At 56.3% G+C, this 25,562-nt stretch carries 23 protein-coding genes; 9 read left to right on the top strand and 14 right to left on the bottom strand.

The genetic code is table 11. The features are described from left to right. The first annotated feature begins 6 nt into the window (after nt 1-6). Together ACFO1S_RS16740 and ACFO1S_RS16735 are read left to right on the top strand one after the other, a co-directional pair. The gene (locus ACFO1S_RS16740) at nt 7-747 is read left to right on the top strand and encodes a FadR/GntR family transcriptional regulator (protein ID WP_204603461.1); all 741 of its coding nucleotides are present in this window, start codon (nt 7-9) and stop codon (nt 745-747) included. 349 nt (nt 748-1,096) lie between these two features. Then, the gene (locus ACFO1S_RS16735) at nt 1,097-1,645 is read left to right on the top strand and encodes a sugar O-acetyltransferase (protein WP_204603462.1); all 549 of its coding nucleotides are present in this window, start codon (nt 1,097-1,099) and stop codon (nt 1,643-1,645) included. Between the two features lie 203 nt (nt 1,646-1,848). On the opposite strand, the gene map is transcribed toward ACFO1S_RS16735, so the two are convergent. The 3 genes from map to ACFO1S_RS16720 all read right to left on the bottom strand — a co-directional run bounded on the left by map (nt 1,849) and on the right by ACFO1S_RS16720 (nt 4,786). Next, nucleotides 1,849-2,595, bottom strand: coding sequence for a type I methionyl aminopeptidase (gene map / locus ACFO1S_RS16730; RefSeq protein WP_204603463.1), 747 nt, complete (start codon nt 2,593-2,595; stop codon nt 1,849-1,851). A gap of 7 nt (nt 2,596-2,602) precedes the next feature. Continuing rightward, nucleotides 2,603-3,187: a TetR/AcrR family transcriptional regulator gene (locus ACFO1S_RS16725; protein ID WP_204603464.1), complete on the bottom strand. Its 585-nt coding sequence runs from the start codon at nt 3,185-3,187 to the stop codon at nt 2,603-2,605. 111 nt (nt 3,188-3,298) lie between these two features. Beyond that, on the bottom strand, nt 3,299-4,786 hold the full coding sequence (locus tag ACFO1S_RS16720) for a vWA domain-containing protein (RefSeq protein WP_204603465.1): 1,488 nt from the start codon (nt 4,784-4,786) through the stop codon (nt 3,299-3,301). Between the two features lie 190 nt (nt 4,787-4,976). On the opposite strand from ACFO1S_RS16720, the gene ACFO1S_RS16715 reads away from it, so the two are divergent. Together ACFO1S_RS16715 and ACFO1S_RS16710 are read left to right on the top strand one after the other, a co-directional pair. After that, the gene (locus tag ACFO1S_RS16715; protein ID WP_204603466.1) at nt 4,977-5,999 is read left to right on the top strand and encodes a stalk domain-containing protein; all 1,023 of its coding nucleotides are present in this window, start codon (nt 4,977-4,979) and stop codon (nt 5,997-5,999) included. A gap of 113 nt (nt 6,000-6,112) precedes the next feature. Then, entirely contained in the window at nt 6,113-6,577 is a 465-nt protein-coding gene (locus ACFO1S_RS16710) for a hypothetical protein (protein ID WP_204603467.1), read from the top strand. A 94-nt stretch (nt 6,578-6,671) separates the two neighbouring features. On the opposite strand, the gene ACFO1S_RS16705 is transcribed toward ACFO1S_RS16710, so the two are convergent. Then, a complete protein-coding gene (locus tag ACFO1S_RS16705; RefSeq protein ID WP_378127164.1) occupies nt 6,672-7,163 on the bottom strand; it encodes a tellurite resistance TerB family protein in 492 nt (163 codons plus the stop codon). A gap of 165 nt (nt 7,164-7,328) precedes the next feature. Here ACFO1S_RS16705 and yyaC point away from each other — a divergent pair, with 165 nt between their 5' ends. The 5 genes from yyaC to ACFO1S_RS16680 all read left to right on the top strand — a co-directional run bounded on the left by yyaC (nt 7,329) and on the right by ACFO1S_RS16680 (nt 15,701). After that, nucleotides 7,329-7,967, top strand: a complete 639-nt coding sequence (gene yyaC / locus ACFO1S_RS16700) for a spore protease YyaC (RefSeq protein WP_378127163.1) — start codon at nt 7,329-7,331, stop codon at nt 7,965-7,967. 139 nt (nt 7,968-8,106) lie between these two features. After that, the gene (locus tag ACFO1S_RS16695) at nt 8,107-8,625 is read left to right on the top strand and encodes a phage tail protein (RefSeq protein WP_204603468.1); all 519 of its coding nucleotides are present in this window, start codon (nt 8,107-8,109) and stop codon (nt 8,623-8,625) included. Nucleotides 8,626-8,645: 20 nt separating this feature from the next. Then, complete coding sequence (locus ACFO1S_RS16690) at nt 8,646-9,152, top strand: phage tail protein (protein ID WP_204603469.1); 507 nt, start codon at nt 8,646-8,648, stop codon at nt 9,150-9,152. A gap of 13 nt (nt 9,153-9,165) precedes the next feature. Next, nucleotides 9,166-9,684: a phage tail protein gene (locus ACFO1S_RS16685; protein WP_204603470.1), complete on the top strand. Its 519-nt coding sequence runs from the start codon at nt 9,166-9,168 to the stop codon at nt 9,682-9,684. A 74-nt stretch (nt 9,685-9,758) separates the two neighbouring features. Next, nucleotides 9,759-15,701 carry an S-layer homology domain-containing protein gene (locus ACFO1S_RS16680; RefSeq protein WP_204603471.1) on the top strand — a complete coding sequence of 1,981 codons (5,943 nt, stop codon included), beginning with the start codon at nt 9,759-9,761 and terminating at the stop codon, nt 15,699-15,701. A gap of 635 nt (nt 15,702-16,336) precedes the next feature. On the opposite strand, the gene ACFO1S_RS16675 is transcribed toward ACFO1S_RS16680, so the two are convergent. The 10 genes from ACFO1S_RS16675 to ACFO1S_RS16630 all read right to left on the bottom strand — a co-directional run bounded on the left by ACFO1S_RS16675 (nt 16,337) and on the right by ACFO1S_RS16630 (nt 25,543). Then, nucleotides 16,337-17,281 carry a DMT family transporter gene (locus ACFO1S_RS16675; protein WP_204603472.1) on the bottom strand — a complete coding sequence of 315 codons (945 nt, stop codon included), beginning with the start codon at nt 17,279-17,281 and terminating at the stop codon, nt 16,337-16,339. A 161-nt stretch (nt 17,282-17,442) separates the two neighbouring features. Then, complete coding sequence (locus ACFO1S_RS16670; RefSeq protein ID WP_204603473.1) at nt 17,443-18,771, bottom strand: LLM class flavin-dependent oxidoreductase; 1,329 nt, start codon at nt 18,769-18,771, stop codon at nt 17,443-17,445. Between the two features lie 38 nt (nt 18,772-18,809). Further along, nucleotides 18,810-19,343, bottom strand: coding sequence for a GNAT family N-acetyltransferase (locus ACFO1S_RS16665; RefSeq protein WP_204603474.1), 534 nt, complete (start codon nt 19,341-19,343; stop codon nt 18,810-18,812). Between the two features lie 42 nt (nt 19,344-19,385). Further along, on the bottom strand, nt 19,386-19,883 hold the full coding sequence (locus tag ACFO1S_RS16660) for a DinB family protein (protein WP_204603475.1): 498 nt from the start codon (nt 19,881-19,883) through the stop codon (nt 19,386-19,388). A gap of 24 nt (nt 19,884-19,907) precedes the next feature. Further along, complete coding sequence (gene solA, locus ACFO1S_RS16655) at nt 19,908-21,053, bottom strand: N-methyl-L-tryptophan oxidase (protein ID WP_465251300.1); 1,146 nt, start codon at nt 21,051-21,053, stop codon at nt 19,908-19,910. 13 nt (nt 21,054-21,066) lie between these two features. Then, nucleotides 21,067-22,230: an amidohydrolase gene (locus ACFO1S_RS16650; protein WP_204603476.1), complete on the bottom strand. Its 1,164-nt coding sequence runs from the start codon at nt 22,228-22,230 to the stop codon at nt 21,067-21,069. A 39-nt stretch (nt 22,231-22,269) separates the two neighbouring features. Beyond that, nucleotides 22,270-23,280 (bottom strand): LLM class flavin-dependent oxidoreductase, encoded by a 1,011-nt coding sequence (locus ACFO1S_RS16645; RefSeq protein ID WP_204603477.1) that lies wholly within the window; start codon nt 23,278-23,280, stop codon nt 22,270-22,272. 24 nt (nt 23,281-23,304) lie between these two features. Continuing rightward, nucleotides 23,305-24,057, bottom strand: a complete 753-nt coding sequence (locus tag ACFO1S_RS16640) for an amino acid ABC transporter ATP-binding protein (RefSeq protein WP_204603478.1) — start codon at nt 24,055-24,057, stop codon at nt 23,305-23,307. After that, on the bottom strand, nt 24,054-24,764 hold the full coding sequence (locus tag ACFO1S_RS16635; protein WP_204603479.1) for an amino acid ABC transporter permease: 711 nt from the start codon (nt 24,762-24,764) through the stop codon (nt 24,054-24,056). The genes ACFO1S_RS16640 and ACFO1S_RS16635 overlap by 4 nt, the downstream gene beginning before the upstream one ends. Beyond that, nucleotides 24,761-25,543 (bottom strand): amino acid ABC transporter permease, encoded by a 783-nt coding sequence (locus ACFO1S_RS16630; RefSeq protein ID WP_204603480.1) that lies wholly within the window; start codon nt 25,541-25,543, stop codon nt 24,761-24,763. The genes ACFO1S_RS16635 and ACFO1S_RS16630 overlap by 4 nt, the downstream gene beginning before the upstream one ends. Nucleotides 25,544-25,562 lie beyond the last annotated feature (19 nt).

Below are 25,562 nucleotides of genomic sequence, written 5' to 3'. Positions count from 1 at the left end.
CTGGTTATGCGTCAACTCAAAATCGAACCTCCCAAGGGCCATGAGCTGGTTGCGGAGGACATCCTTCGGCGCATCCGGGAAGGCGAATGGCCGCCGGGCCGGCGGCTGCCGTCGGTCGTCGAGCTGGCCGAGGCCTACGGAGTGGGCCGTTCTACGATTCGGGAGGCGGCCAGCGCCTTGAAGGCGATGGGCTGGCTGGACGTTCGGCACGGCGGGGGAACGTTCGTCCGCCTGGAGCTGCCGAACGAGCGGCGGGACGGCGCCGACAAGCTTTTCCAGGGAGCAGACTCCTTAATCGAGCTGCTTGAAGTCCGCAAGACGCTGGAGATGGGAGCCGTGTCGCTTGCCGCCGAAAGACGCTCGGAGGAGCATCTGGCCAAGCTGCGCGATTTATTGGCCGATATGGAAGAAAGCCTGGATCGTCACGATACATCCGAAGGAGAACGAGCCGACGCCGAATTTCATATGACCATCGCTTACGCGTCCGGGAACTCCCTGCTCATTCAGCTGATGGAATCGATCTCCGGTCGCTTCGCGGGGTCCATTCGTCAGACGCGCGAGCTGTGGTTTTATCGGGAACAAGCTACCGCCGCGCGGCTGCTCGCCGAGCATCGGCTGATCTATGAAGCGATTGAAAATCGGGACAAATCCCGATCGGCGGCGTTGATCTCGGAGCATCTGAGCAAGGTCGAGCAAGTGCTGCGGGACGCCTTGGCCGACGGTATGGAGCCCGAGCTTGCTCCCTGAGCCCTGAAGAGGCCGAACAGAAGAAATGCCGCTGAGAAAATTCACGGCAAAAAACGCGCTTCCTCGTCCAAACAGACGTTGAGGCGCGTTCGATAAGTCCCCCTGTTTAAGCATTACATGCTACTCACGTACGTTCTATTGGAAATGGAATATAACGAGGAGGACGTATCCCAAGCGAAGACGCGGGAGCGTCCTTTTTATTTGAATGCTAACGGGGAACGTTAGTTCAGCAATCCATGGAGCAATTTGCCGCCGCGGCAATTGCTTCTTTTCAATTAAAGGGCTGGATTTTCAATGTTAATACGGTTTGGGATATACTTTAGCCAAGCCATTTAGCCTGGAGGAAACCATGTCAGAAAAAATAGAGAAGGTCTATTACGAACGGGGAACGAATGAACTGCGGGAAAAAAGCATGCGAGCGCAAAAGCTTGTTAAGGCCTTTAATGACTGCGATCCCGAGGAAGGACAAGAGAAAGAACGGTTGATTCGAGAACTGTTTGGCAGCGTAGGTGAAGGCAGTAGCATCGAGCATAATTTCCATTGTGATTTGGGTTACAACATTCATGTTGGTCGTAACTTCTATGCCGGTTACAATTGCACAATATTAGATATGGCAGAGGTCCGTATCGGTGACGATTGCATGATAGCGCCGAATGTCGGGATCTACACGGCAGGTCATAATATCGGACCCAAGGACCGAAATAAATCAGGTTATGGCATCCCCATTACGATTGGAAATAACGTTTGGATTGGTGGACACTGTGCAATTCTGCCGGGGATTTCGATAGGGGATAATTCCATATTGGCCGCTGGATCCATAGTAACAAAAGATGTGCCGGCAAACACAATAGTCGCAGGTAATCCGGCCAAAGTGCTCAAACACATTACAGAGGAATAAATGATGACTTCTACGGAGGAAATTAAGCTAACGAGGAGCTAATAAGACTCCTTGTGCATCATGCTGTCCGTGAACCTGCTTCGGCTTAATATCAGAGCCAGCCATTATCCGGAAAATGCCTTTGAGCCCTATATGAACGCATGTATCGGATGCCGAATACGAAAAAAGAAGTCGACCATCTCGTTGGTCGACTTCTAATTATTTTATTGCGCGGTCAGGATCTGTGGACCTTCAGCCGTGATGGCGATCGTATGCTCGTATTGGGCAGCGAGCTTGCGGTCCAGCGTCCGCGCGGTCCAGCCATCCGCATCGATTGACATGTGGTAGGAGCCTTCGGTGATCATGGGCTCGATCGTGAACACCATACCTTCCTTGATGCGGAGGCCCTTGCCAGGCTTCCCAACATGCATATAAGTCGGCTCCTCGTGCAGGTCTCTGCCGATTCCATGGGCGAGAAGGTCGCGCACGACCCCGAAGCCGTGCGATTCCGCATGCCGCTGAATCACGCTCGTCACATCGCCGAGCCGATTGCCTGGCTGCGCCTGCGCGATGCCGAGGTCTAGGCATTCCTTCGTGACGCGCATCAGCTTCTTGGCCGTCGGCGAGATATTCCCGACCGCATAGCTCCAAGCCGAATCGCCGAGCCAGCCATCGAGTTCCGCGACCGTATCGATCGTCACGATATCCCCTTCTTCAAGTGGCTTATCGCTAGGGAAGCCATGCGCGATCACGTCGTTGACGGAGGCACAGGTCGCATATTGATAGCCCTTGTAGCCCTTCTCGTAAGGCTTGGCGCCATGCTTCAAAATAATTTCCTCGAATATGCGCTCAATCTCGTTCGTCGTGATGCCCGGTTTGATGAGCGGGGCGATTGTACGATGGCATTCGGCCACCACTTGGCATGCTTTGCGGATGGCCTCGATTTCATGCTTGCTTTTTAAGATGACCATGTTCGTATCAGGACTCCTTCGAAATAGCTTGCATAGCGAGTTGGGCGATTCGATCGACGTCTAGCCCGGAATTACCCGCATAGTAGTGCAGCCCGCAACAGCCGACCAGCACGGCAAGCATATAGTCTACGCTGTCGTCTTCGCGCCGGGAGATCGATTGGAGTGGAACGTACAGCCGTTCCATGAATCGTCTCTTGACGTGGTGCCGCTCCTTCTCAGGCAAGCTTCCAAAATGCTCCGCCGCCATTTTATAGACGAGATACGCGCGGGCGTCCGACTGCCACAGCCGAAGTAGCGCCTTGCAATACGTCAACAGTTGCCTGACATCCGGGCTGCCGCCGCTGATGCTCACCCATTCTGCCAGAGCTTGCTCGCATCGCTCGAAGCCGCTGCCCAGTACATCTTCTATTAATAAATGCCGGTTGGGATAATAATGGTATACCGTGCCGTAACCGAGTCCGGCCTCGCGGGCGACGTCGCGAATATCAAAGCTGCCGCCCGTATGGAAGTAGGCGCGCGCGGCGACATCCAATATCTGTTCTCTGCGCTGCATGCGGATGAGTTCATTTTGTTCTTTGGTACGGGGGCACATGGGCGCGTTAACCTCCTTTTTTTAGACCTGCAATTATGTCGATATAAAGATGGTAACGCATGGGGTAGAGAAATGCAAGTTAACTTCGGGCTGCTTCGGTGTTAATCGAAGTTAATCGCGGCCGCGCTCCAGCTCGATCGCCCGATCCATCAGCTCGACGAAGTCTTTCTGCTCCTTCGTTCGGGCATTCTTGCTCGCCAGCTTTCGGATCGCTTGCAGCTCTGTCCCTTCTCTCGCTTCGCCGGTGCGCATCGTTATCGCAAATTCGGCCACTGCTGCCTGAAACCTCGCGCTTCCGGACAATTCTCCCGCTAGCCGGATAGACTGAACCATTTCTCTAACCTCGCGATGGTCCTCCTCCGCCCGGTAACGTATCGTTACGTGCCCGATATCGCCCGCATCCGCTCCCGGTTCGACCAGTCTCACTTGATAGAGCGCCGTTACGGAGTGGCCCGAGCCGACCTCCCCGCCGTCTGCCCGATTGTTGCGGAAATCCGCGTCAGAGAGCGCCCGGTTCTCGTAGCCCAGCAAGCGATAGCTGTCGATCTGACCCGGATCGAACTCCACCTGAATTTTCGCGTCTCTGGCGATCGTTTGCAGTGTTCCCGTCAAGTTGTCCCGAAACACTTTGATTGCTTCCTTCTTGTCGTCAATATAGGCGTATACGCCGTTGCCTCTGTCCGCAAGCTGCTCCATCATCACGTCATTGTAGTTGCCCATTCCGAATCCGAACGTGCTTAAATAAATCTCCCTTTCGGAGTACCCGCCGATCCGCTCCAGAATTCCGTCGTGCCGCGTCTCGCCGACGTTGGCCACCCCGTCGGAGCAAAGAATGACCCGATTGATTCGATTCGGCTCGAATGCCTCCTCGGCCATCCGATAGCCAAGCAGCAGACCTTCCTCCATGTTCGTCGCGCCTTCGATTTCAATTCCGCCAATCGCATCCATCAGAAGCTCGCGCTCTTCAGCCGATGTCATGCCGATCAGCTCGCGGGCCGTTGTCCCGTAGACGACGATGCCTATTCGATCCTCTTCCCTTAGCTGACCGAGAAGCAGCCTCAGACTCTCCTTGACCAGATCGATGCGATTGTCCCTGTCCATCGAATCGGACACGTCAATGACGAACACCAGATTCGCCGCCCGACGATCTTCCTCGGAAATCTCCTTTCCTTTAATGCCGATGCGAACAAGCAGCTCCTCCTCTCCCTCCCATGGAGAGGGTCCGGCTTCCACGTGAATGGCGAACGTATCGTTCTGCGGAGGCTTGTAGCCCGGATCGATAGCGTTCACGAACTCCTCCACCCGAATTGCTTCTTGGGGAGGCCATTGACCCCGTTCAATGTAGCTTCTGGCAATGGCGTAGGAGCCGGTGTCTACGTCTACCGCAAAGGTGGATAACGGAGCTTCGTCCGCAGAGACAAAGCTGTTCGTTCCGTAATCCTGAAAATACATCTTGTCAAACGGAGCTTCTTGCGCCGATTCCATCGGCTCCTTCACAGCGGCTCGTTCGCCGCTATAATTATCCTCGTCTGCCCCGCAGGCCGAGATCAATGTCCCGCCCAACAAAACAAGCGCCAGCATCCAACCCGATTTTTTCATTTGAACTCCCCCTTGTCGATTCCTCTGACGGGAACCTGTATACGCTCATCTTATGCCCCGCCTGCCGATCGAAATAGTACCAACTTTGCCTAGTACCTCCGCTCTCATCCACTATTTTCCGCACAACCAACTCCCCCCTTCCCTCGTCCAACTTAATAGACTTCATCATTGAAAGGATGTTCAGAACTACATGCGGTTGAAAATAGGTTCCATCGCCCTGCTGGGCTTGATGCTCGGACAAGCGCCTGCCGCCCATGCGGACAACGGCCTTTCGTCCGGCGTCTACGTTGACGGTCATGCCCTCGCTCTCCCCGCCGCTCCCGTCGTTGTTGCAGGTCGCACGCTTGTCCCGATGCGCGCCGTCTTCGAAGCTCAGAATGCCTCGGTGGAATGGAGCAATGCATCGCAGACCGTGAGCGCGGCCAAGGACGGGATTACTTTTACATACAAAATCGGGGAACAAATCGCGTACAGAAACGGAGAACGCCTTGAACTCAGCCAGCCCGGACAGTTGATCGACAGCACCGTGATGGTTCCGCTTCGTTTCGTCAGCGAAGCTCTCGGAAGCCTGGTTCAGTGGCATGCCTATTCCGGCGAGATCGCGATCTCAACCTCCGATAAGCTTCCAACAACGGTCACCTACGGCGTTAATCTCCGCTCCTCTCCGGAATCCGGCGGCGGCAGTCCGATTCCGCGCTTGCTGGCCAAGGACGAGAAAATCCAGGTGCTGCGAGAGATTGACGCACGCTGGCTTGAAGTGCGGACGCAGGATGACCGAATCGGCTTCATCTCGGCCAAGCCGCGATATACCGATTACAAGAGCGCAGCCCTGGCCAGTCTTCAGGGAGAAGCCTTGATTTCCTTCGGCAAGCAATACCTCGGCACGCCCTACGAATTCGGCGCTGAGTCCGGCCGCACCGCAACCTTTGATTGCTCTTCGTTCGTCCAGCATGTTTTCCGCGAGGTGCTGGATATCGAATTACCGCGTGTCTCTTACAATCAAGCCAAGGAAGGCAAGGAAATCGGGCTGAACGAGCTTCGCGTCGGAGATCTGCTGTTCTTCAAGGCGCGGGGACTGGACATCGGCCACGTGGGCATTTATGCGGGCGACAATCAAATCCTGCACACGTTCTCCAAGGAGAAAGGGGTTCATCTCGCCGAATTCGACGACAAATGGAAGAAGCGGTTCGTAACCGCGAGGCGGATATTCTGATTCCGACAAAACTCGTGCGGAACGTCCCCGACGTTCCAACACCCTTCTCGCCGCCGACTCTGTATGATGGAACGCGTATGATAAATCCACCTACAGAAGGAGCAAGAAATCGATTGATGAAAAGCATTCAACCGGAAAGCGCAACGTTAAGCGTAGTATTCGCCTTGCGCGTGAAGGCCGCAAGCAAAGCCCAGGCCTGCGAAAGCAGCATGTGCCAGCTCAGCGCCAAGAACCTTTGTCTCGATCGCATGCGGCTTACGAATGAGCACGGCCACGAAGCGTGGTTTGCCGTGGAACGAATCGAAGCGATTCGCTGGACGTCCGTCGAATCGACCGGCTTCAGCCATCAGTTCAAGATCGTCGGCCAGATTCGCCTGGCGATTCGCCCCGATTGGAGCTCGCGAAGACACGCCGTAGGCTCGTTCCCCTGCCATTACCGGCTGCCCGGCTCTCTGCATTCGGACAAAACCGTCTGGGTCATTCCTACAACGAATGAGCCCGCCTTCGCTCAGGTTCTCTGCCAATCCATAGAATTGCCGGCGCCGAGTCAATCGTTCTCTCTGATTAGCGCCGTATAATACGAGCAATCCCCGCAGCCTATGGCTGCGGGGATTGCTGTTTCGTAAGGCGACCGTTAAGCGCCCTCAAAGCATTGCGGTGAACTCTCGCGCTCTACGAAGGATTCAGAATCAGCTTCATTCCTTCGATTTTATGCTGATCATACTGGATCGCCCAGCTTTTGAACGTCTCGTAGGCTTCGTCTGAAATATTGAACTGTCGCTTCATATCCATAACGATTTCCTTTTCATCCTCGCTGTAATCTCCGTCGGCATAGGCCAGAATCAGAATTTCCACGAAGAAGAGATGGCGAAGCTGCGGCTCGCGAACCTCTTCGAGAATCTCCGCTAGCGTTCTCCTGGGAGCCACCTGTCTGACGTTCTCTTCCATTCCCATCTCGGCCATAACCGATCTCAGGTATCTCATCTCGCTTCCGCTGACAAAGCCGTCCGCATTAGCGACGGCATGCGCCAGTTCGAGAAAGGCTTGCTTGTGCGATCGGGTCTCCAAAAAATGCAAAAACAAGGCGGTCAGCTCCTCTGGTTGAATGTTGATCCGTTTCTGTAATAAAGCTTCTACGCTGCCCGTCGCATTCCTTCGAGCCATAAGGGATAGCCCGATTTTTTTTGTCCGTCCCAGAGCGATAAGCGCATGTCGAATTCTAGCTTTATTTTCTTCGCCCCAGCCAACAGAAACCGACACCCCTTTTATGATACATATTGTATCATCGTCTGAAACCATTTATTTTCATTCCTATAGGGGGGTTAGCCCTTGACCGCACGTTCATCCGCCTTCTACGTCGACCATGCCGCCCCCGGAGCGACGATGCGCCTGACGAAACGCTTCGGGGAAATCTTCAGGCACGGCGCGCTTAATCGCGATATCGTCATCGTCTGCGTCGGCACCGATCGATGCACCGGAGATTCGTTAGGCCCGCTCGCGGGCTCTTTGCTGGGCAAATATCGGTCTTCCTTGTTCGAAATATACGGCAACCTGGAAGCACCCGTCCATGCGCTTAATCTGGACGCTACGATAGATCGAATCTACCGTTCCCACGACAACCCGTTTGTCGTCGCGATCGACGCCTGTCTGGGGAACGCCCACAGCATCGGCTCGGTATTCATCGGAGAAGGTCCGCTGCGGCCGGGGGCCGGCGTGAACAAGCAGTTACCCGCCGTTGGAGACATTCACGTTTCCGGTATCGTAAGCATTGGCGGATTGCTGGGCTACTACTCGCTGCAGAATACGCGCCTTCATCTGGTCATGAGCATGGCCGAGCTAATCTCAAGAAGCCTGTTCGTTGCGATTAAAATGGCTTCGCTTGATGCGAGGAATCCCGTGACACACCGGATCGGCAGCAGCTCGCTTCCGACGGACGGAATACCTGATCTTTCCCCTTTATCACACTGACATCTTTTATTATGTTTTCATTTTCATTCCATTTTTTTATAGACAAAAACAGACAAGGATGTGTAATATTTTTTTATAAATGCTATACAGGACATCTCTTATAAGCTCTAATACCCGAGCTTTGAAAGGAGAATAGTACATGTCTACCCCTTATGCAGGTGAAATACGGATTTTCGGGGGAAAGTTCGCGCCTGTAGGATGGGCTTTCTGCGATGGAAGACTCCTGCCGATCCACGAGCACGAACTCTTATTCAACCTGATTGGCACGACTTATGGAGGAGACGGGGTCACTAACTTTGCTTTGCCGGATATGAGGGGGCGCACCGGGATCAGCATAGGATATCACCCCTCCCAACGACCGTACTCAATCGGTCAAGCAGGGGGGGCGGAGAACGTCCTTTTAACGCAGCAGCACTTGCCCTCGCATACGCACCCCGTAGCGGCGAATTCGGCAGCCAGCAATTCTACGACACCGGCGGCAAACGTATGGGGGCTGGAACCCGACTCCAAGCCCTATAGCCTTGCGGCGCCCAATGGGAGAATGAACGGCAACATTGTCAGCGCTGCGGGAGGCGGTCAATCCCATAGCAATATGATGCCGTTTATCACGCTCAACTATATCATTTCCTTGGAAGGCTTATTTCCCAGTCAAGCCTAATATCATGCAGGAGGACTCATATGGCCGAACCTTTTATTGGTGAAATCAGAGCATTTTCTTGGGGATTCACGCCCAGAGGCTGGATCCCATGCGATGGAAGAATCCTGCCGATAAATATTTATCAAGTTCTCTACTCCGTTGTCGGCAATGAATTTGGCGGGAACGCGGTAAATACGTTTGCCCTGCCCGATCTTCGCGGCCGAGCGGCCATGCATCCGGGAAACGGAATTGAGTTCGGAAAGTACGGCGGAGAGGAATCGCATCAGCTGTCCATCGACGAAATTCCCAACCATACACATATGGTGAAAGGCTACTACAACAGCAACACCGGCCCCAGCAGCAACAAGCCTACAGGCAATGTATGGGGACAGACCCCCACTAACGGCTACGCCGACACGTCGAATACTTCAATGAATGCTATGGCTATGACAAGCACGGGAAGCAGTCAACCCCATTCCAACATGCAGCCTTATCTTGCCTTGAATTACTGCATCGCCGCAAACGGAATTTACCCATCCCGGAATTAAAGGAGGCTGACTCATGGACCCTTTTGTTGGGGAAATTCGTTTGTTCGCCGGTAAATATGCACCGAAGAATTGGCTTCTCTGTGAAGGTCAGATTATGCCGATCAGGCAATACTCTGCATTGTTCAGCGTACTAGACACTCAATACGGGGGTGACGGCAAGTCGAACTTTGCCCTGCCGGACTTGCGAGGTCGCATTTCGCTCCACCAAGGGGAAGGTCCCGGGCTAACCTCAAGAGGGATTGGCGAGAAGGGCGGGGCCAGTTCAATACAGCTGGAAGCTGACCAAATGCCGGCGCATAACCATGTTCCCGCATGTCATAGCGCCCAAGGAGACGGCGATCCGACCAACGCGGTCTGGACCAATACGGTGGGGCTAAGCGGAGCGAAAATATACGGTCCTACACCCGAGGTGGACATGAGCCCATCCGCATTAGGCGCTGTTGGAGGTGGCCAGGCCCACAATAACAATCAACCGTATGTAGCGCTAAACTATATTATTTGTTTCGACGGAATTTATCCGCCAAGGACATAAACACTACTCTGACCTGACCCTTGTGGACAATCAGGTCATTTTTTTGTCAAATTTCTTGTTTATGGGGGCTTATCATGCTTAAAAGAAAATGGACGATTATGCTGATTATCGCGCTTGTTCTGGGGCTGCTCCCTGCCGGAGGATTCGCCGGAAAAGCCTATGCGGCTACTAACGAGCTCAGTCCGCTGGCGGACGTCATGCTTTTTCAGGGCCTAACCTACGATAATGATTTCGGCTCCAAGCTATATGTCGGCATCGGAGAGGGCGAGCAAGCAAATAGCTTAAGCATTGAAAGAGCGGCCCTGCGTTTTCAGATAGGCACCTACACCGGCATCGTAACGAAGTATGAGCTGGTGCTGCCTGTTTATTCTATTGAGGACAGCAGCAACCAGCTTCAACTGAACATATGGGGCTCCGACAACAACGACCTGCTGGACACTCATACCACACTTCCCGCGCATCACCTTGGTGTGGCCCCCGTAATTGTGCCAAGAAGCAGCCTTAACGCTAACGCTCTCCTCACGGTAGATGTAACTTCCATCGTCAATGCATTTACAGACGCGTCGGATAAGGATATTACATTCGTGCTTACCGGCAACGAGAGCGCAACCTCCTACGCCCGGATGCTCATCTGGTCGAAGGAGCACCTGGATGCGGCGCGGCGTCCCAAGCTCATCGTCACCTATACCCCCAATCAACCGCCCACAGGTACGATTAACATTAACAATGGCGCAGCCTACGTGAACACGACCGCAGTTACGCTTAACTTGACCGCTGCGGACCCCGAAGGCCAAGCGCTCCAAATGAGATTCTCTAACGATAATCTCTCTTGGTCCAGTTGGGAGGCATATGCAGCGACCAAGTCTTGGAGTTTGGGCAGCGGGGATGGCCTGAAAACCGTTTATTACCAATTGCAAGACTCCGTGGGTTTAGCCTCCTCGGTCTTTTCCGACACGATTACGGTCGATACGGTAGTTCCCGTCATCTCTGGCGTCAGCCCCGGAGGCTTGTATAACATCAACAAGACGATCACGTTCAATAAAGGAACGGGCAAGCTTGACGGAGCCCCCTTCACGTCCGGCTCAATCGTCAGTGCGGAAGGAGCTCATACGCTGGTCGTAACCGACGATGCCGGCAACAGCGCCAGCGTTACGTTCACCATCGACAAGACCCCGCCGACTGTCACTGGCGTGGCCAACGGCTCGAGATACAACACGAACAGAAATCCCGCTTTTGTTGAAGGCACGGCTACGCTGAACGGCGCTCCCTACACTTCCGGCACGACGATCAGCGCCGAGGGCATGCACACGCTCGTCGTCACAGATGCGGCCGGCAACAGCGCCAGCATTACGTTCACCATCGACAAAACCCCGCCTATCGTCACCGGCGTAGACCACGGAGGAGTCTATAACACCAACAAAACGATCACGTTTAACGAAGGCTCCGCTACCTTGGGCGGCGCATCGTTCTCATCCGGTTCGACAGTCAGCGCCGAGGGCGTGCACACGCTCGTCGTCACAGATGCGGCCGGCAACAGCGCCAGCGTTACGTTCACTATCGACAAAACTCCGCCTGTCGTAACAGGCGTGACCAACGGCGCGAGCTACAATACGGACAAAGCCGCCACGTTCACTGAAGGCACGGCTACCCTGAACGGCGCTCCCTACACTTCCGGCACGGCGATCACCACCGAGGGCAGCTATGTGCTTGAAGTGACGGATACGGCGGGCAACAGAGCGACGATCTCCTTCTCTATCGATAAAACCCCTCCTGTCGTCACTGGCGTGGACGACGGCGGAGTCTATAATACCGACAAAACCGTTTCCTTTAACGAAGGCTCCGCTACCTTGGGCGGCGCATCGTTCTCATCCGGTTCGACAGTCAGCGCCGAGGGCGTGCACATGCTCGTCGTCACAGATGCGGCCGGCAACAGCGCCAGCGTTACGTTCACCATCGACAAAACTCCGCCTGTCGTCACTGGCGTGACCAACGGCGCGAGCTACAATACGGACAAAGCCGCCACGTTCACTGAAGGCACGGCTACCCTGAACAGTGCCCCCTACACTTCCGGCACGGCGATCACCGCCGAGGACAGCTATGTGCTTGAAGTGACGGATACGGCGGGCAACAAAACGACGATCTCCTTTTCTATCGACAAAACTCCGCCTGTCGTCACCGGGGTAGATGACGGCGAAGTCTATAACACCGACAAAACCGTTTCTTTTAACGAAGGCTACGCTACGCTAAACGGTTCGAATTTCATATCGGGAACAACGGTCAGCGCAGAAGACGATTACGAGCTCGTCGTCACCGATCCCGCAGGTAACAGCGCCAGCATTACGTTTACCATCGACAAAACCCCGCCGACCGTCACGGGAGTTACCGAAGGATCAAGCTACAATACAAATGTAAACGCCAATTTCACAGATGGCACGGCTACCCTGAACAGTGCCCCCTACACCTCCGGCACGGCGATCAGCGCCGAAGACAGCTATGTACTTGAAGTGACCGATACGGCGGGCAACAAAACGACGATCTCCTTTTCTATCGACAAAACTCCGCCTGTCGTCACCGGGGTAGATGACGGCGGAGTCTATAACACCGACAAAGCCCCTACCTTCAATGAAGGCACGGCTACGCTGAACGACGATCCCTACACTTCCGGCACCGCGATCACCGCCGAGGACAGCTATGTGCTTGAAGTGACGGATACGGCGGGCAACAAAACGACGATCTCCTTCTCTATCGACAAAACTCCGCCTGTCGTCACCGGCGTGGACGACGGCGAGAGCTACAACACGAACAGAGCCCCCGTTTACAATGAAGGCACAGCTACGCTGAACGACGATCCCTACACTTCCGGCACCGCGATCACCGCCGAGGACAGCTATGTGCTTGAAGTGACGGATGCGGCGGGCAACAAAACGACGGTCTCCTTCTCTATCGACAAAACTCCGCCTGTCGTCACCGGGGTAGATGATGGCGGAGTCTATAACACCGACAAAACCGTTTCTTTTAACGAAGGCTACGCTACGCTAAACGGTTCGAATTTCATATCGGGAACAACGGTCAGCGCAGAAGACGATTACACGCTCATCGTCACCGATCCCGCAGGCAACAGCGCCAGCGTTACGTTTACCATCGACAAAACCCCGCCGACCGTCACGGGAGTTACCGGAGGATCAAGCTACAATACAAATCTAAACGCCAATTTCACAGATGGCACGGCTACCCTGAACAGTGCCCCCTACACCTCCGGCACGGCGATCAGCGCCGAAGACAGCTATGTGCTTGAAGTGACGGATACGGCAGGCAATAAGACGACGGTCTCCTTCTCTATCGATAAAACCCCGCCTGTCGTCACCGGGGTAGATGACGGCGGAGTCTATAACACCGACAAAGCCCCTACCTTCAATGAAGGCACGGCTACGCTGAACGACGATCTCTACACTTCCGGCACCGCGATCACCGCCGAGGACAGCTATGTGCTTGAAGTGACGGATACGGCAGGCAATAAGACGACAGTCTCCTTCTCTATCGATAAAACCCCGCCTGTCGTAACAGGCGTGACCAACGGCGCGAGCTACAATACGGACAAAGCCGCCGTTTACAATGAAGGCACGGCTACCCTGAACAGTGCCCCCTACACTTCCAGCACGGCGATCACCGCCGAGGACAGCTATGTGCTTGAAGTGACGGATGCGGCGGGCAATAAGACGACGATCTCTTTCTCCATCGACAAAACTCCGCCTATCGTCACCGGCGTAGATGACGGCGGAGTCTATAACACCGACATAACCGTTTCCTTTAACGAAGGCTCCGCTACGCTAAACGGTTCGAATTTCACATCGGGAACAACGGTCAGCGCAGAAGACGATTACGTGCTCGTCGTCACCGATACCGCCGGCAACAGCACCACCGTTACGTTCACCATCGACAAAACTCCGCCGACCGTCACGGGAGTTACCGAAGGCTCAAGCTACAATACAAATGTAACCGCCACGTTCACAGATGGCACAGCTACACTGAACGGCGCTCCCTACACTTCCGGCACGGCGATCAGCACCGAGGACAGCTATGTGCTTGAAGTGACCGATACGGCGGGTAACAAAGCGACGATCTCCTTCTCCATCGACAAAACTCCGCCTATCGTCACCGGCGTAGATGACGGCGGAGTCTATAACGCCGACATAACCGTTTCCTTTAACGAAGGCTCCGCTACGCTAAACGGTTCGAATTTCACATCGGGAACAACGGTCAGCGCAGAAGACGATTACGTGCTCGTCGTCACCGATACCGCCGGCAACAGCACCACCGTTACGTTCACCATCGACAAAACTCCGCCAACCGTCACGGGAGTTACCGAAGGCTCAAGCTACAATACAAATGTAACCGCCACGTTCACAGATGGCACAGCTACGCTGAACGACGATCCATACACTTCCGGCACAGCGATCAGCGCCGAGGGCAGCTATGTGCTTGAAGTGACGGATACGGCGGGCAACAAAACGACAATCGCCTTCCAGCTCGACAAGACCGCGCCAATCGTTACCGGGGTCGCTGACGGTATGCCGGCTTATACAGCCCCTGTCACCATTGCTTTTAACGAGGGTACAGCTACGCTTAACAATGCGCCTTTTTCTTCCGGCACCAAGATTCTTGTCTCGGGCACTTATACCTTGATCGTAGCGGACGCCGCCGGCAATCAAACGACAATTTCCTTCCAGCTCGCGATTCCTTCTTCGGGAGGAGGAGGAAACGTCCCGGGAAGCTACCTGCCGATTACGGTGAACGGAATCGTGCTCGATAACGTCGCAAAGCTATCCATTGTTCAAACCGACGGCAAACAAACGACTACGCTTCGCTTTGACGAACAAGCTTTTGTCCGACAGCTCAGCGCCTTGAGCAGCCATCCCAAGATTGTCATTCCGGTGAACAATGGCTCCGATCAAGTCATAACCGTGCTTAGCGGCCAATTGCTTCAAGCTCTGGAGGACAAGAGCGCGGCCATTCAAATTCAGGCAGGCAACGCCGCTTACACCCTTAGTGCCGGACAGCTTGACTTGAAGCGGCTGGCAGCAAGCTTCGGAGCCCAGGCTTCGCTGAAGGACATCGAGCTCAGCATTCGCGTCGCGAATGTGCCGGATACGGAGATCGAATCTATCCGCAACGGATTGAAAGGAATCTCCCTGATCTCACCGGCGATCGAATTTTCCATTACGGCTTCATCTGCGGGAAAAACCGTCGAGCTCAAACAATTTCTCGCTTACGTAGAACGGACGATTGCAATTCCTGGCGGCGTTAATTCGGACAGAGGGATAACGGGCGTTCTCCTGACGAAGGACGGCAAGCTTGTCCCGGTGCCAACCCGCATCGTGAAGGACAATGGCAAAGCCTATGCGACCCTTTACAGTCTGACGAACAGCGTCTACGCCGTCATACGCAACGAAAAAACGTTCACCGACATTACGAGTCACTGGGCTAAAGCCGGGATTGAGGACATGGCGTCCAAGCTGATCATTCAAGGCGTGAACGAGCAGCTCTTCCAGCCGAACAAATCGGTGTCACGCGCCGAATTCAGCGCAATTCTCGTAAGAGCTTTAGGGCTGCAAGCCTCCAGTGACTCTTCCTTGTCATTCGCCGACGTACAGAAGAAAGACTGGTTCTACGAGCCGATCGGAACGGCAGTTGCTTACGGATTGTTCGAAGATCATGACGGACGCTTCAATCCGAACGAGCCCTTGACTCGCGAGGAAGCGATGGTCATTCTGTTCAAGGGGATGCAAGCGGCCGGGATGAACGTTGCCATTACGAATCAGATGACGAACGAGCAATTAAATGCCTTCAAGGATCAGAACGAGCTTCAATTCGTGTCGCGCAGCGCCGCGGCTTTGAGCATTCAGTACGGCATCATTAACGGAAACAAGGGCTTGATCCTTCCCGACAAGCCGATTACCCGGGCGGAATCCGCCCTTATCGTTCAACGCTTCCTGAAAGCGGCGAAGCTGAACGACTAAGGAAGTATAACTTTGGGCTAGTCGAACTAACTGCCCGCAGAGAGTCGGTACGGAGAGCAGTAGTGCTGATTCGCATAACTAATTGCTTGCCGAGAGTCGGTATGGAGAGCAGTAGTGCTGATTCGCATAACTAATTGTCTGCCGGGAGTCGGTATGGAGAGCAATAGTGCTGATTCGCATAACTAATTGTCTGCCGGGAGTCGGTACGGGGAGCAGTAGTGCGGATTCGCATAACTAATTGTCTGCCGGGAGACGGTGCGGAGAGCAGTAGTGCGGATTCGCATAACTAATTGCCTGCCGGGGGCGGTATGGAGAGCAGTAGTGCGGATTCGCATAACTAATTGCCTGCCGGGGGCGGTATGGAGAGCAGCAGTGCGGATTCACATAACTAATTGTCTGCCGGGAGACGGTACGGAGAGCAGTAGTGAGCATTAGTCGAACTAACAGCCTTCAGGGAGTCGGTTCGAAGACCCAGAGTAAACTTTAGGCTACGTAAGCAATAACGATGTAGCTAAACGATTAGCAAGCTTGGACAAGAAAAAACCAACTCCCGCCGGAATCGCTGACGCGACCCCGACGGGAGTTGGTTCGTTTCGGGCGCCAATGTCCGGCAACGGGACTTGCCCTCCGACGATTCATCCCCCGGAAGCTCCGGCTTTCCTTACCCTTCTTCCATTCACGATAACAATTCCGCCGACCACCAAGCCCAGCGCGAGCCAGACGGACAGCTGCAAGGGCTCCGACAGCAGCCATGCCGACAGAAATACGCCGAATACCGGAATCAGGAACAGATACATCGAGATTCTTCCGACCTGGTTGTACTTCATGACCGTATTCCACATCACGAAGCCAAGCGCCGATAATACGGCAAGATAGAACAGCATACCAAGCGCATTCCAAGTGAAGGCGAACGGCATAAGCCCTGCGCCGGCCGCTCCGATCGCGATTAACACAACGCCACCGAGCAGCATCTGATAAGCGGTCATATACAGGATGTCCATTCGCTCGGCTTCCTTCTTGGACAAGACGTTGCCGAGTCCGCCGAAGAACATGGCCAGAAGCAGACAGATTTCGGCCCATCCGAAGCGAACGTCCACCGCGCCTTTCGCCATGCCTACGACGACTACTCCGGCAAAGCCGACAATCAGCCCGAGCAGCTTTCGCGAGTTTAACCGATCGTTCGCATACATGTAGTGGGCGATGACAATTTGGAAGAAGGAGGTCGTCCCTGCGATAATCGAGCCTTGCATCCCCGTAGAACCGCTCAAGCCATAGTAGAAAAATACATATTGCAGCAGCGTCTGGAACAAGCCGATTCGTCCGACGCCTCGCCACGTTCCGCTCTGATAGGCCACGCTGCGGCCCATCAGCTTCATGATGAACAGGATAAGCAATGCCGCCAACGTAAACCGATAGCCCGCAAACAGAATCTGCTCGTAGAGATGAGCTTTCTCGATCCCCAGCTCGGCATAGCTAAGCTTGATGACCGGGAACGCGCTCCCCCATAGGAAGGTCGCGCCTCCCGCCACAGCCATAATCCCTAGCGGACGCGTTACGATTCTCTCGATTGTTAGCTTCATTTTGCGAGTCTCCCACCGTTCGGTCATGTTCGTAAGCTCTCATCATATTACATATTTCCGTAACAGGCGAGAGGGAAAATGAAGAAGGGGGAGCCGCAACCCGGCCCAAATTGCTCCTGCATATGGAGAAAATGGACCGGCAGGCTTCGTTATTTCCGGCCTCAGCTCTGGACTTTCTCCGCCGTATAGCGGTTAACCGGAACCTTCAGCCCGAGGTTGCCGCGAAGCGTATCGGATTCGTACTCCGTGCGATAGATGCCGCGTTCCTGAAGAATAGGGATCACCAGCTCGACGAAATCGCGCAAGCCGCTCGGAAGCGAGGAATGGATAATGAATCCGTCGGCGCCCTTCTCTTCATGCCATTGCTGAATCAGATCCGCGATGTGCTCGGGCGTTCCGATGAACTGCCCCCGAGGCGTTGCCGACCGCAAGGCGACCTGGCGAAGCGTAAGCCCCTGCTCCTTGGCGGTTTGCTTGATTTTGTCCGTGCCGCTGCGGAAGCTGTTGCTCCCTAAATCTCCGATGTCCGGGAACGGTTCATCCAGCGGATACTGCGAGAAATCGTGGTGCTCGAAGAAACGGCCCAAATAGTCAAGCGCATTCTCGATGCTTACAAGGCTCGCGATCTCCTCGTATTTGCGTTCCGCCTCCTCGAAGGTTCTCCCGATAATCGGGGAAATTCCCGGCAAGATAACGATATCGTCCTCCGATCTGCCATAGGCTACGGCGCGCTCCTTGACCTCCCTGTAGAAAAGCTTCGCTTCCTCCAACGTCTCATGGCCGGTAAACACGGCGTCGGCGCCTTTGGCCGCAAGGTTCTTGCCGCTTTCCGAAGAACCGGCCTGGAACACGACGGGCTGACCCTGCCGCGATCTTCCGATATTAAGCGGTCCCTGCACGCTGAAATACTCGCCCTTATGATCGAGCCGATGCAGCTTCTCAGGGTCGAAGAACACCCCTGTAGCCTTGTCGCGCACGAAGGCGTCATCCTCCCAGGAATCCCATAGGCCCCGGGTGACCTCCAGATGCTCCTCCGCGATTTTGTAGCGCTCGTCATGCGTAGGGTGCTCTGGTTTGCCGTAATTTTTGGCCGAGCCTTCAAGCGGCGAGGTAACCAGATTCCAGCCCGCGCGTCCTCCGCTCAGATGATCGAGCGAGCCGAACTGGCGCGCCACCGTGAAGGGCTCGCTATAGGAGGTCGACAAGGTGCCGACGAGACCTATCCGGCTCGTAACCGATGCCAGCGCGGAGAGCAGCGTCAACGGCTCGAAGCGGTTGAGGAAGTGAGGAATCGATTTTTCCGTAATGTACAAGCCGTCGGCGATGAAGACAAGGTCGATTTTGCCCGCTTCGGCGAGCTGGGCTTGCTCCTTATAGAAGGAGAAGCTTACGCTGGCGTCTGCCGGCACCTCCGGGTGCCTCCAGCCGGATATGTTGCCGCCTACGCCGTGAATAATTGCTCCGAGCTTAACAGGTTTACGTTTTGCCATTTTCGCTTCCTCCTTGGGATTGGGTTTGCGAGCGGCCTTCAGGCGTTCAACAGCGCAGAGTCGGCCAGCCGCAGCAAATAGCTCTTGACGAGAATTGTCCCGTTGTGAAATTCCTTGTCATACGCCCTTTCGAATCCCAGCCGCTCATACAGCCGTACGGCGGAGTCCATCATATCCGAGGTGTGCAGATGAATCCTGTCGGCCTGCCACTCTTGCGTTAACCGCACGCTGGCGCGAATAAGCTCCGTGGCGATCCCATGTCCGCGAGCCTCGGGCACAACCCCCAGCAAACGAATAATCGGGTTGTGGATCTCCAGCTGCGGCGATCCGTAGGCCGAAACCGACGAATCGTAGAGAAACACGCTCCCGACCAACGCGCCGTCCAGCTCGGCGACGAGTCTGGCCTTCGTAGTCGGCGAATCCACCGCCTGCTCGATGCTTTCCTTGTATTGCGTCCAGCGCTCCGTCGACAGCAGCGCCTCGTATTGTCCGTAAGCCGCCAGCAGAATCCGAAGCACCGCTTCGCCATCCTCCGCCGTCGCATGCCGTACGGTTACTTGATGTTTCGCCACTTTCACCACCCGCTTTCTTCGTGATCCTTCGGCTCCTGCATCCTATCCGACCGCGCTGCTCGATTTATCCGAGCGGCGCTCTTCGCTCTTGATTCGGTCGATCTGCCCGAGATGGAGCTGGACGTGATCGATGAACGCCTGAACGATAGCGGCTACCGTTACGGTCTGTCCTTTGAAGTTGATTGCCGATCGGCTCCAGTCCTCCGGCGATAGACGCTGGAACAGCTGGCTATTGTAAAGCAGCAGCCCCCAGAAGGCGCTCAGCGCATCTTCCGCTTTTCCCTCGTTCGCCCTCTGACCGGCTACCCAGAAGTCCTGACTGAATCCGGGAAGACGAGCCTCCGAGCCCGCCAGCACCTCCCGAATGCGAAAAGAAACGACGATGCTATGATCCACCAGGTGTGTCAGCACCTCCGTTACGCTCCATTGCGATTCTGTCGCTTTCCAGACGAGCTGGGGCTCGGACAAGCCCTCCACCGCTTCCCGCAGTTGATCGTAGGTGTGCAAATAAGCCTCGATGGATATTGTCGATTCACTCATAGGCTAGGCCTCCTAAAAAATGAATTATTGCGCAGTGGGTTCGGAAAAGCGCGTTGCGGCAAACAATCCGAGATCCTGTCCCCATCTGCCCCGTTCAATCCGATCCGCCAGAAGCTCGCCGACCGCGCTGGCAAACTTGAACCCGTGGCCGGAGAATCCTCCCGCCAGAAGCACGTTGGGATGCTCGGGGTGATCGTCGATAATGAAATGCTCGTCGGGCGTGTTCTCGTATTTGCAGACGGCGCTACTCAGCAGCTTGCCCGCCGCGCCCGGCAAGAAAGCCTCCAATGCCCGCCTCAGTTCTCCTTCGTCCTCCGGGTAGGCTCCGAACGGGGCAAGCGGTTCGCCGGGCTGCCATTCAACGCCGCCGTCATGCCTCCCGATCTTCACGCCGGCGCCGCCAATGCTCGGGAAGCCGTAGTAGCCGCCCGTACTGTCGCCGAACGTAAAGCCGGGCAGGCTCCCCGCATCCAGTGAAGGCGCGTCCGATTCGAACCAGCCGACCACCTTGCGCACGGCTCGGATCGGCAGCCGGACGAAAGGCGCCAGCGTCCGGAACCACGCTCCGGCGGTCAGAATCACCTGATTGGCAATCCACTCTTCCTTCTCTGTGCGTACGGTGACGAAGGCGCCAGCCGGTTCGACACCCGTGACGAAAGCGTCGGTCAGCAGCCTGGCGCCGGCTTGCAGAGCCAGCCTCCTGTACGCCGCAATGCATTTCTCGCTATAGAGGTAGCCCGCATTCGGTTCATACATTGCGCGGTACCCTTCGGGCGGGCGCACAGCCGGCCAACGGCTGCGGATTTGCTCCGCATCCAGCTCCTCGAATGCAATCCCGTGAGCCGCGGCATGCTCGAATCGGTCACGGTAGGTGTACGCCGCGGGATCGTACAGATTCAGCACGCCCGATCTCTCCAGCAGCTTCTCGCCCGAGGCGGCCTCCAGTTCCCGCCATCGTTCGTCCGCGCGCAGGGCGAGCTTGATGTAGGTCGGTCCGCCGCTGTATACATGCCGGATCAGACGCGGCTCGCCGTGATGGCTGCCTTGAGCGTGGGGCGGATCAAAGGCATCGATAAGGAGCGTCTTGAAGCCCCTGCGAGCCAGCTCGTAACCGGCGCTCATGCCCATCGATCCTGCGCCGACAACGATAACATCGTACAATTGGCGAATGGTCGTTCCTCCTTTACTTCAATGCGGAATCCGCTAATCGGGATAAAGCGTCTGCAGCCAGAGAGGCGAAGAACGAGGCCCCGACGGGCAACGCCCGTTCATCGACGTCAAAAGCCGGATGATGCCATTCCTGCGGGCCCGCTGTGCCGAGGAAAAAGAAAATGCCCGGCGTTCGCTGCAGGTAGAAAGAGAAATCTTCTCCCGCCGGGCTCGGAGCCGGCTCGACGACGTTCAGCCCGAGGGCGCGAGCCGTCTCGGCCGACCATTCGGCCCACTTCGCGTCGTTCACGACGGCTGGCGGGCCGTCCAGCCAGCGAACGCGGGTTTCCGCGCCAAGCGCTGCGCCCACGCCGGTCGCAATCTGCTCGAACCGCTCCCGCACCTTCGCTCGCACACCCTCGTCGAACGTCCGCAGCGTGCCGTCGAACACAGCCTGGTCGGCGATCACGTTCCAGGCCGTTCCGCTGTGCAGCCGCGTCACGCTGACCACCGCCCCGTCCAGCGCGCTGACGTTGCGGCTGACGATCGATTGCAACGCGGTAATGATGTGCGCGGAGACGACGATCGGATCAATGCCCGCTTCGGGGACTGCCGCGTGTGTTCCCAAACCTTTCACTTCCACGATAAAACCGTCGGCGGCCGCCATGATCGGTCCGGCCTTGATGCCGATCGTTCCGACCGGCAGGTTCGGCTTGTTGTGCAAGCCGAAGATTGCCCGCACCCCTTCCAGCGCACCGCTCGCGATGACCTCGGAGGCGCCTTTGGCCTTCTCTTCGGCCGGCTGGAACAGGAAACGAACCGTCCCCTCCAACTCGCTCTCCCGCTTCTTGAGCAGAATCGCGGCTCCAATCGCAGCTGCCGTATGAAAATCATGTCCGCACGCGTGCATCTTGCCCGCCGCTTTGGACGCGAATGGCAGCCCCGTCTCTTCTTGCACCGGAAGCGCGTCGATATCGGCGCGAATGGCAATAGTCGGGCCTCCGCGGAGGCCTCCGACCTCTGCGACTACGCCGGTGCGCAGCGGGTAATCCGCGATTCGGATGCCTTCTTCGCGGAGCCAGCCCCGAATCGCCGCCGTCGTCTCGTGTTCCTCATGCGACAGCTCCGGATGTGCATGCAGATGGCGCCGGATGGCAACCAGTCGCTCGGTCAGCGAATCCGTCCTGTTCGCGCTCATCGGTTTTCCCTCCTTGTCATTCTGAATCTTTGCTTTTGCTCAGACCGGTTGCTCCTCGAACGCTTCCTTGAGCAGTCGGAACGAGCGGACGCGTTTCTCGAAATCGGCTACGATCGTCGTAAAGATCAACTCGTCTACGCCATAGGTCTCTCGCAGCTCCAGCAGCCTTCGGCGAACCGTCGCCTTCGTGCCCTTCGTGATGTCTGCATCCCGCACTTCGGTCGTGTAAGTCTCGCCCGCCTGTCTCGCGAACTCCTCGGCTTGCTCCAGCGAGCCCACGTTCACCGTTTTGCCGCTGGCCAGCGTCACGCGAACGCTCTTGAAGCTGCCGGCCAGCTCTGCGGCCTCCTCCTCCGAATCGGCCGCGATGACGGACAGGGCGAGCAGGGCTTTCGGCTCTCTCCCCTTGTCCCGGTTAAAGTGCGTCCGATAAGCCTCGAAGGCTTGGCGCGCCGCTTCCGGGTCATTGTTGATAAACAGGGCGAACGCGTACGGATACCCTCTCTCGGCGGCTAATCTTGCACTGGAAACGCTTGTTCCGAGCAAGTAGACATCCGCCGCTTGAGCCGGCAGCGGATTCGCCTGCAATCCCGCAAGAGGTTCGCCTTCGGGGAGCGGCCCGCGCAAATAGCGCTCCAGCTGGGACAGCTTGTCTTCGAGCGATTCAGGCTCCGCAATCCCTTTCTGCAACGCCCTCGTCGATCGAGGCAACCCCCCGGGCGCTCGGCCGATTCCCAGGTCGACCCTGCCGGGCGCAAGCGAAGCCAGGACGTTAAAGTTTTCCGCAACCTTGTACGGGCTGTAGTGCTGGAGCATCACGCCGCCGGAGCCGATGCGGATGCTCTCCGTGCGAGCCAGCAGATGGGAGATGAGCACTTCCGGGGAAGCGCCGGCCATCTGGGAGGAATCATGGTGCTCCGACACCCAGAAGCGCGCATAGCCGAGCTCCTCTGCGAGCTGTGCGAGGCGAATCGTATTGGCCAGCGCTTCTGACGGCGTCTGTCCGGGGAAAACGATGCTTTGATCCAAAATGCCGAGCTGCAAGGTCATCCGTCTCTCCTCCTGATTTTCATTCTATATGGAATAGGCGCTTTCCGCAGTGAATCGCGCCAGAAACTGCCGGGTTCTCTCCTCCTTGGGCGATTGGAACAGAGCTCGGGGCGGGCCCTCCTCGACGACGGCTCCCCCTTCCATAAACACGATGTGGCTGGCCACATCCTGGGCGAAGCCCATCTCGTGGGTCACGATGATCATCGTGATGCCTTCCTTCGCGATCTTGCGAATGACGGCGAGCACCTCCCCGACAAGCTCGGGGTCGAGCGCCGAAGTCGGCTCGTCGAACAGGATCACCTCCGGATTCAGCGCCAGGGCGCGGGCAATTCCGACCCGCTGCTGCTGTCCTCCGGACAAATGGCTCGGGTAAGCGTCCAGCTTGTCGCCCAGTCCGACCTTCTCCAGCAGCTCGACGCTTCGCTTGCGCGCCTCCTGCTTCGGCAGCCTCTGAACGACGATCAGGCCTTCCATGACATTCTCCAGAGCGGTTTTGTGCCGGAACAGATTGTACTGCTGGAACACCATCGCCGTTTTTCGCCGCAAGGCCTGAATGTCCTTCTTCGCGGGCTTCTTGCACTGGACGCGGAATTCGCCGATGGAAATCTCACCTGCGCTGGGCTTCTCCAAATAATTAATGCATCTGAGCAAGGTCGTTTTGCCCGAACCGCTCGGGCCGAGAATCGCCACGACCTCCCCCTTCTCCACCGTCAGGTCGATCCCTTTCAGCACTGCGTTGCGACCGAAGGCTTTCGTTATTCCTCTGAGCTTGATCATGCGACACCTCCGCGATTGTATCGGGTTACCCGCTTCTCCAGCAGCGCCGACAGCCGTTCGATCGCAATCGTTAATCCCCAGAACAGCAGGGCGGCGGCCAAATAAGCTTCGAAAAATTTCCAGTTGCCGGTTGCCACGATCTCCGCCTGCGCGTTGATGTCGACGACAGATACGGTGAAGGCAAGCGTGGAACCGTGCAGCATTCCGATGATGCTGTTGGACAGGTTCGGCAGCGCCGCCGCGAACGCCTGCGGGAAGACAATCCTTCTTAAGGCTTGCGGCGTCGTCATCCCGACCGCATGCGCGGCCTCCAACTGGCCCTTGTTCACCGAGAGCAGGCCGGAACGGACGACTTCCGAGAAATAAGCGCCTGCCGTAATCGAGAAGGAAAGATATGCGAAGCCGATCATCGGGATTTGCACCGATCGGAACGACCAGCCGAAATGCTCCGCCAGACCGTCCACGATAAGCGGCAAACCTACGTAAATGATCATGAGATGGGTAAGCATCGGCGTTCCGCGAATAACGGTGACGTAGGCGGCGGCGATCCGATGAAGCACGGGCACGCGATACATGCGGCATAGCGCTATTGACGTGCCGATGGCGAATCCGCACAGCACGGACACGGCCGTGATCTTGAGCGTCGTCGGCACCGCGGGGAGCAAGCTCACGAAAGCCGTCCAGATAAACGACAAATCCAGCTTCATGCCCTCGTGCCCCCTTTACCGAGCGTAATCTCCATTTTCGCCTGACGTTTCAGCCATTTCTTGCCCAGCGACACCGGCTTGGCGTCGGAGGCGGCTGTCTCATGCTTCAACAGACGGCGCTCCGCCAGAAGGAACAGCTTCTCCAGCGCAAAGCTGAGAATGAAGTATACCGCTGCCAGAGCGATGTAAGTCTCGATAAAGTGCCGCGACATCGTGGCCAGCGTCTGCGATTTCCCGGTCAATTCCATAACTCCGAGCGTGAACGCAAGGGAAGTGTCCTTCAGCGTCGCAATGACGAGATTGGCCAGCACCGGCACCGAGATCGCGAACGCCTGAGGAAGCACGATCCGGGTGAACGCCTTGAAGCCCGTCATCCCTACCGCATAAGCGGCTTCGACCTGTCCCCGGTCTACCGCGGACACCGCCGCCCGGATGGCTTCCGAGACGTAGGCGCCGCTGTGCAGGCCATAGACGAGAATCACGAAGACTAGCACCGGAAGCCTTGTGATATCTATATTCGCCAGCTTCAATATTTCCGGCAGACCGTAGTACAGCAGGAACAGCTGAATCAATATCGGCGTTCCGCGAAAGAAGGAAGCATAGAGCTGGGAAAGCCGCTGCAGCACGGGAACGCGGTAGAGACGGGGAAGCGCGGCGAGCAGTCCGAAGACCAGGCCCAGCACGATCGACGCCGCCACGATCAGCAGCGATATGTGAATGTACGGCAGCAGCTTCACGAAATATTCGAGCACGTATTGGATATCGAATTGTGCGCCCATATTGCGCGTTCACCCTCTC

It is taken from the genome of Cohnella boryungensis (assembly GCF_042651945.1).
GTDB classification, from domain to species: Bacteria; Bacillota; Bacilli; order Paenibacillales; family Paenibacillaceae; genus Cohnella; species Cohnella boryungensis.
Note: the sequence above shows the minus strand (reverse complement) of the source record. Positions and strands in the feature narration are given on the sequence as shown.

What these genes read in the sequence shown, in the direction of transcription:
- ACFO1S_RS16650 (WP_204603476.1), bottom strand. Translation starts at nt 22,230, where the DNA reads ATGAGCGCGAACAGGACGGATTCGCTGACCGAGCGACTGGTTGCCATC.
- ACFO1S_RS16735 (WP_204603462.1), top strand. Translation starts at nt 1,097, where the DNA reads ATGTCAGAAAAAATAGAGAAGGTCTATTACGAACGGGGAACGAATGAA.
- ACFO1S_RS16720 (WP_204603465.1), bottom strand. Translation starts at nt 4,786, where the DNA reads ATGAAAAAATCGGGTTGGATGCTGGCGCTTGTTTTGTTGGGCGGGACA.
- ACFO1S_RS16670 (WP_204603473.1), bottom strand. Translation starts at nt 18,771, where the DNA reads ATGGCAAAACGTAAACCTGTTAAGCTCGGAGCAATTATTCACGGCGTA.
- ACFO1S_RS16635 (WP_204603479.1), bottom strand. Translation starts at nt 24,764, where the DNA reads ATGAAGCTGGATTTGTCGTTTATCTGGACGGCTTTCGTGAGCTTGCTC.
- ACFO1S_RS16725 (WP_204603464.1), bottom strand. Translation starts at nt 3,187, where the DNA reads ATGTGCCCCCGTACCAAAGAACAAAATGAACTCATCCGCATGCAGCGC.
- ACFO1S_RS16645 (WP_204603477.1), bottom strand. Translation starts at nt 23,280, where the DNA reads ATGACCTTGCAGCTCGGCATTTTGGATCAAAGCATCGTTTTCCCCGGA.
- ACFO1S_RS16640 (WP_204603478.1), bottom strand. Translation starts at nt 24,057, where the DNA reads ATGATCAAGCTCAGAGGAATAACGAAAGCCTTCGGTCGCAACGCAGTG.
- ACFO1S_RS16685 (WP_204603470.1), top strand. Translation starts at nt 9,166, where the DNA reads ATGGACCCTTTTGTTGGGGAAATTCGTTTGTTCGCCGGTAAATATGCA.
- ACFO1S_RS16690 (WP_204603469.1), top strand. Translation starts at nt 8,646, where the DNA reads ATGGCCGAACCTTTTATTGGTGAAATCAGAGCATTTTCTTGGGGATTC.
- ACFO1S_RS16680 (WP_204603471.1), top strand. Translation starts at nt 9,759, where the DNA reads ATGCTTAAAAGAAAATGGACGATTATGCTGATTATCGCGCTTGTTCTG.
- ACFO1S_RS16715 (WP_204603466.1), top strand. Translation starts at nt 4,977, where the DNA reads ATGCGGTTGAAAATAGGTTCCATCGCCCTGCTGGGCTTGATGCTCGGA.
- ACFO1S_RS16740 (WP_204603461.1), top strand. Translation starts at nt 7, where the DNA reads ATGCGTCAACTCAAAATCGAACCTCCCAAGGGCCATGAGCTGGTTGCG.
- ACFO1S_RS16675 (WP_204603472.1), bottom strand. Translation starts at nt 17,281, where the DNA reads ATGAAGCTAACAATCGAGAGAATCGTAACGCGTCCGCTAGGGATTATG.
- ACFO1S_RS16705 (WP_378127164.1), bottom strand. Translation starts at nt 7,163, where the DNA reads ATGGCTCGAAGGAATGCGACGGGCAGCGTAGAAGCTTTATTACAGAAA.
- map (WP_204603463.1), bottom strand. Translation starts at nt 2,595, where the DNA reads ATGGTCATCTTAAAAAGCAAGCATGAAATCGAGGCCATCCGCAAAGCA.
- ACFO1S_RS16695 (WP_204603468.1), top strand. Translation starts at nt 8,107, where the DNA reads ATGTCTACCCCTTATGCAGGTGAAATACGGATTTTCGGGGGAAAGTTC.
- ACFO1S_RS16630 (WP_204603480.1), bottom strand. Translation starts at nt 25,543, where the DNA reads ATGGGCGCACAATTCGATATCCAATACGTGCTCGAATATTTCGTGAAG.
- ACFO1S_RS16660 (WP_204603475.1), bottom strand. Translation starts at nt 19,883, where the DNA reads ATGAGTGAATCGACAATATCCATCGAGGCTTATTTGCACACCTACGAT.